Here is a 6,200-nt window from a genome sequence, read left to right on the forward strand (position 1 = left end):
ACGATTGATGAGTTAGAAATTATGTTAAGAAACCCCATCCATTTAAGGTTGGAAAAACTAGAAAGCTGGCAACATATTACATTTATGGCATGTTTATGCGAAAGAATGTATCCCAACTTTCAGATGTTTTGTCAGCAGAGTGAACTGGCAAGCGCGAAAATATATCGCGCAATACTGGATTTAATCTGGGAATCCTTGATTATTAAAGACAGTAAAGTTAATTTCGATACTCAATTGGAAAAATTAGAAGAAATTATACCGTCGTCTGATGATTCTGACGTTTATGGTGTTTATCCTGCCATTGATGCATGTATTGCTTTAGGTGAACTTATCCATTCTAAATTGAGTGGCGAAACACTGAGCCATGCTATAGCGGTGAGTGAAGTCTCTATCCGTACCGTTGCTATGTTAGAAATGACACAAGCCGGTAGAGAGATGTCAGAACAAGAATTGAAAGAATTATCCTCTATTGAAGAGGAATGGGATATCCAGTGGGAAATTTTCCGTTTACTGGCTGCCTGTGAAGAGAGAGACTTAGAGTTAATTAAAGGATTGAAATCTGACCTCCGTGAAGCGAGTGTCAGTAATATTGGCATCACGGTTGACTGATTTTCACGATTTCCTAAGTGAAAACGTGATTTAGAGCCGTAATGCTGAGGATGAGAGCTTCACATTTGTCCCTAATTTGGTCTACATTTAGGGGCAAGAAGAGAAGTGGCTATCGGGGGCGTGTATCAGGGGTGTCAATTTGGCATATCCGACGCACTCGATGCTTTGCAAACGATAAACACAATGTGTAAGGATAATTTATGAACAAGACTGAATTAGTTGATGCTATCGCAGAATCAGCAGACTTGACTAAAGTGCAAGCAAAAGCAGCATTAGAAGCAACTTTAAATGCTATTTCAGAAACGCTGAAAAAAGGCGAACAAGTACAACTGGTCGGTTTCGGGACTTTTAAAGTCAGCCATCGTGCAGAGCGTACTGGTCGTAACCCGCAAACTCGCGAAGAAATTACTATCCCAGCAACGAATGTTCCTGCTTTCTCTGCCGGTAAAGCACTGAAAGAAGCAGTAAAATAATAAAGTTGCAAACAAGAATTATTAGAGGGGGTGAGCAAAGACCCCTTTTTTTCATTCGAAAAGGGTTGCTGGCATTGGGAATTATCTCAATGCTCAGCGCCTGTTCCTCCAAGCCTAAACTACCCGAGTTTAGTGCCAGCGGCTTTATTGCGGATGATGGTGTGATCCGCATGTGGCGTCTTAATGGTGATAATAGCCTTCCGCAAATTCTTATGGTGGTTTACAGCCCTTATAAAGGCACTGATACTTCCGTCAGTTTCTTTGAATATCGTGAAGGACAGCTTTGGCAGATACGTAGCCAAATATTAAATGCAGGTGACCAAGAAATATTAGAGCAATTGCGCTTTAACAAAGCAGATGAAGTGATCTTTATGCAACGCGTAGAAAAAGATCAAAGAATCGCACTTTCCCAAGATGACATAACCCGTTGGCGTTTCGAAGCTAAACGGATACTGGATATTAATACCGCACTTATTGTGGGTGGCGTTAAGTTATATCAAGGGCGCTGGTCGCAAGGAAAAATTATGACTTGCGAAGGTGAAGTAAGAAATATCAAGTTTGAACCTTATGCACAAAATTGGATAGAAAGCCGTGCGAGGGTATGGCATAAACAACTTAATCTTGCTTGGTTAGAATCACCAGAAGGGAATCAGTTATTAATGGTTGCTGACAATGATTTTTGCCGCTGGCAACCTTCTAAAAATACGTTGTAATCTCACCATTCATTTTTGATAAATGCTCTCATTATTCTCAATCAGTTCAACTCTTAACTGAAAAAAAATAATTGTCATATTATGCGGTAAGAAAAAAGCTGATAAAGCGGTTTTGTTGAAACCTTTTTATCAGCTTAGTGTATTTAATTTCTGGTTGGTGATTATTTCAGGCGGGCAATTGCGCGATAACCAATATCATTGCGATAGAAACTACCATCCCAATTGATATTCGCTGCGGCTTGATAAGCTTTTTTCTGTGCTTGCGCAATATCTTGACCTAATGCAGTTACACAAAGCACACGACCACCCGTTGTTGTCACTTCACCATCTTGCAATTTTGTCCCAGCATGGAACACTTTACTATCCGCTGCTTCTTCTGCTGGTAGGCCATAAATGACATCACCCGTGTGATAATCTCCAGGATAACCTCCCGCAGCAATAACCACGCCAAGTGCAGGGCGCTCATCCCAAAGAGAATCTTTTCCAGCAAGTTCACCCTTAGCACCTGCAAGGCATAATTCAACTAAATCGGATTGTAAACGCATCATGATAGGTTGAGTTTCAGGGTCACCAAATCGGCAATTAAATTCGATAACTTTTGGATTACCTGCTTTATCAATCATTAACCCTGCATATAGAAAACCTTGGTAGCGATTTCCTTCTGCATTCATGCCATTAACGGTAGGATAGATAACTTGATCCATTACGCGTTGATGAATCTCATCTGTTACGACTGGAGCTGGAGAATAAGCGCCCATCCCACCAGTATTGAGGCCTGTATCACCATCACCTACACGTTTATGATCTTGACTGGTTGCCATTGGAATGACATTTTCACCATCAACCATGACAATAAAGCTCGCTTCTTCACCATCAAGAAATTCTTCAATAACAATGCGATGTCCAGCATCACCAAAGGCATTACCAGCCAGCATATCTTTGACGGCATCTTTTGCTTCATCAAGTGTCATTGCAACAATCACACCTTTGCCAGCTGCTAAGCCATCAGCTTTTATAACAATAGGGGCACCAACTTCATCTAAATAAGCTAGCGCAGGCGCGACTTCTGTGAAGTTTTGGTAAGCTGCTGTTGGTATTTGATGGCGTGCAAGAAAATCTTTAGTAAAGGCTTTAGAGCCTTCAAGTTGTGCAGCACCTTGGCGAGGGCCAAAAATAGTTAATCCTGCTTTTTGAAAAGCATCAACAATTCCAATCACTAATGGGGCTTCTGGCCCCACAATAGTTAAGCCAATCTGTTTCTCTTTAGCAAATTGAATTAGCGCTTCAATATCAGTCGCTGAAATATTCACATTTTCAAGAGCAGGTTCTAACGCTGTGCCTGCATTTCCGGGCGCAACATAGACTTGGTCAGCAAGTGGAGATTGTGCGGCTTTCCAAGCTAAAGCATGTTCACGCCCACCGCCGCCAATAATTAAAATATTCATCTCATTCTCCTAATAATTAGTGGCGGAAATGGCGCATATTCGTAAATATCATGGCGATACCATGTTCATTGGCAGCATCAATAACTTCGCTATCACGAATAGAACCACCCGGTTGGATTACACAAGTCACGCCGACTTCAGCGGCAGCATCAATGCCATCACGGAATGGGAAAAATGCATCGGATGCCATTGCACAACCCGCAACTTCTAAACCTTCATCAGCGGCTTTGATCCCTGCAATTTTTGCAGAATAAACGCGGCTCATTTGGCCTGCACCAATACCTACTGTCATATTATTTTTAGCGTAAACTATTGCATTCGATTTAACGAATTTAGCAACTTTCCAGCAGAATAGAGCATCTTTTAATTCACGTTCTGTAGGCTGGCGCTTACTCACTACGCGTAGTTCATCTTGCCCAACCATACCTAAATCACGGTCTTGGACTAATAAGCCACCGTTAACGCGTTTAAAATCTAAACCAGCAACAGGTTTATCCCATTCACCACATGTTAGAACACGAACATTGAGTTTTGTTGCTAATATTGGCAAGGCATCATCTGCGACAGAAGGGGCAATGATGACTTCAACAAATTGGCGTTTAATAATATCTTCAGCAGTGGTTTTATCTAACTGGCGGTTAAAAGCAATAATGCCACCAAACGCTGATGTTGGGTCTGTTTTAAACGCGCGATCATAAGCCGTATGAATAGAATCACCCGTTGCGACACCACAAGGATTGGCATGTTTAACAATAACACATGCTGGTTCATCAAAAGATTTTACACATTCAAGAGCGGCATCTGTGTCAGCTATATTATTATAAGAGAGTGCTTTACCTTGAATTTGGGTTGCTGTCGCAATTGATGCTTCTTTAGGATTTTCTTCTATATAGAAAGCGGCATCTTGATGGCTGTTTTCACCATAGCGCATATCTTGTTTTTTGATGAAGTTCAAATTTAAAGTACGTGGGAAACGGCCGGATGGCTGGGTTGTGTCACCATAATAAGGGGCAACTAATTCACCAAAATAGTTTGCAATCATGCTGTCGTAAGCGGCAGTATGCTCAAAGGCTTTGATCGCAAGGTCAAAACGGGTCGACTCATTTAATGCATTTTCGTGATTATCCAGCTCTTCTATAATTCTTTCATAATCATTACTGTTAACGACAATGGCGACATCTTTATGGTTTTTAGCGGCTGAACGAACCATTGTCGGGCCACCAATATCAATATTCTCAATTGCATCTTCTAAAGTGCAGTTTGGTTTTGCGACAGTTTGAGCAAATGGATACAGATTGACGACAACCATATCAATAGGCGAGATGTCATGTTGTTCCATGATGGCGTCATCTGTGCCTCGGCGGCCTAAAATCCCACCATGAACTTTCGGATGCAGAGTCTTAACTCGACCGTCCATCATTTCAGGGAACCCTGTGTAATCTGAAACTTCAGTCACATTTAGTCCTGAATCTGCGAGAAGTTTTGCAGTTCCTCCGGTGGAAAGTAATTCAACACCTCTTTGAGAAAGCGCTTTAGCAAATTCAACAACACCTGTTTTATCAGACACACTAAGTAGGGCACGACGAATAGGACGAAGCAGTTGCATGAGATAGATCCCTTGGATAAGAAAACAATAACACGGTTAAGCGTAAGCATAAGAGCAAATAACTCTTCTTATATATACCTATTTCTTCATTGTGACCAAATCATCACACGAGATATCTATAAGCATTAACAATTTTAGAACTAAAAAAGGAAAACAATGATGTATTTTCAAGCTAATTGTAACGCAAACGTTTGCGTAATGCGCGATAAATTTTAACTATTTTTGTCTTTGTGGATAAGTTTGTGAGTAAGCTGGTATAAGTAGGGGTTTTGCTGGGGATTGCAGCAGTTGAATTTTTTTTTGCAAAAAACACTTGCGAGAATTCTCCAGCTCCCTATAATGCGCATCCACTGACCGGGAACAAGGCGATGCAAAGCAACGATGAGTGACGGAGCCGCAGTTAACAACTTGAAGTTAAACGAGTTAATGTTAAGTTAGCGGTAACGAAAACGGCAGCGAGATGTTCTGAAAAGAAAAAGCGAAAAAAGCTTGACATCTCGAAAAGGTAAGCGTAATATACGCCACCTCGCGACAACGACCTAAACGGTTGAAAATCGAAAGATAGTCGCAACGCTCTTTAACAATTTATCAGACAATCTGTGTGGGCACTCACAAGACACTATCAAAAAATATTTGATTGAAAAAGTCTTGAAGAGTGACTAACACGTTAATTCATATACATATGAACTAATAGGTAATCTGGTTTCTTCGGAAATCAGGCGACAGTAAAGATTCTTTGAGCATCAAACACTTTTAATTGAAGAGTTTGATCATGGCTCAGATTGAACGCTGGCGGCAGGCCTAACACATGCAAGTCGAGCGGTAACAGGAGAAGCTTGCTTCTCGCTGACGAGCGGCGGACGGGTGAGTAATGTATGGGGATCTGCCCGATAGAGGGGGATAACCACTGGAAACGGTGGCTAATACCGCATAATCTCTAAGGAGCAAAGCAGGGGAACTTCGGTCCTTGCGCTATCGGATGAACCCATATGGGATTAGCTAGTAGGTGAGGTAATGGCTCACCTAGGCGACGATCCCTAGCTGGTCTGAGAGGATGATCAGCCACACTGGGACTGAGACACGGCCCAGACTCCTACGGGAGGCAGCAGTGGGGAATATTGCACAATGGGCGCAAGCCTGATGCAGCCATGCCGCGTGTATGAAGAAGGCCTTATGGCTGTAAAGTACTCCTCAGCCCGAAGTACTGCGTTGACGCTAATATCATCTCCGGAACGACCTTGCCGAGCGATCAACCTTTGGCTTTCTCCTTGCCATTAAACCAGGTCATTCGGACATTGCAAAAACACCCTCCAGAGGTAGTTTGGGTATATCCCCCACGGATCCATGGTGGATT

General features: G+C 42.2%; 5 protein-coding genes and 1 other annotated feature. Of the genes, 3 read left to right on the forward strand and 2 right to left on the reverse strand.

Features of this window, described 5'->3' with window-relative positions:
* Positions 1-21 precede the first annotated feature (21 nt).
* The 3 genes from OO7_RS03210 (at position 22) to OO7_RS03220 (ending at position 1,795) form a co-directional block, all read left to right on the forward strand.
* Entirely contained in the window at positions 22-609 is a 588-nt protein-coding gene (locus OO7_RS03210) for a YjaG family protein (protein ID WP_008914530.1), read from the forward strand.
* 200 nt (positions 610-809) lie between these two features.
* A complete protein-coding gene (locus OO7_RS03215) occupies positions 810-1,082 on the forward strand; it encodes an HU family DNA-binding protein (RefSeq protein ID WP_008914531.1) in 273 nt (90 codons plus the stop codon).
* A gap of 89 nt (positions 1,083-1,171) precedes the next feature.
* Positions 1,172-1,795, forward strand: coding sequence for a DUF1481 domain-containing protein (locus OO7_RS03220; RefSeq protein WP_008914532.1), 624 nt, complete (start codon positions 1,172-1,174; stop codon positions 1,793-1,795).
* A 161-nt stretch (positions 1,796-1,956) separates the two neighbouring features.
* Here the strand turns inward: OO7_RS03220 and purD are convergent, their stop codons facing one another.
* Both purD and purH read right to left on the reverse strand, forming a co-directional pair.
* On the reverse strand, positions 1,957-3,240 hold the full coding sequence (gene purD / locus OO7_RS03225) for a phosphoribosylamine--glycine ligase (protein ID WP_008914533.1): 1,284 nt from the start codon (positions 3,238-3,240) through the stop codon (positions 1,957-1,959).
* 16 nt (positions 3,241-3,256) lie between these two features.
* A complete protein-coding gene (gene purH / locus OO7_RS03230) occupies positions 3,257-4,846 on the reverse strand; it encodes a bifunctional phosphoribosylaminoimidazolecarboxamide formyltransferase/IMP cyclohydrolase (protein WP_008914534.1) in 1,590 nt (529 codons plus the stop codon).
* A 762-nt stretch (positions 4,847-5,608) separates the two neighbouring features.
* Positions 5,609-6,151: a sequence feature (16S ribosomal RNA rRNA prediction is too short), on the forward strand.
* Positions 6,152-6,200 lie beyond the last annotated feature (49 nt).

Source organism: Providencia sneebia DSM 19967 (genome assembly GCF_000314895.2).
Classification (GTDB): Bacteria; Pseudomonadota; Gammaproteobacteria; order Enterobacterales; family Enterobacteriaceae; genus Providencia; species Providencia sneebia.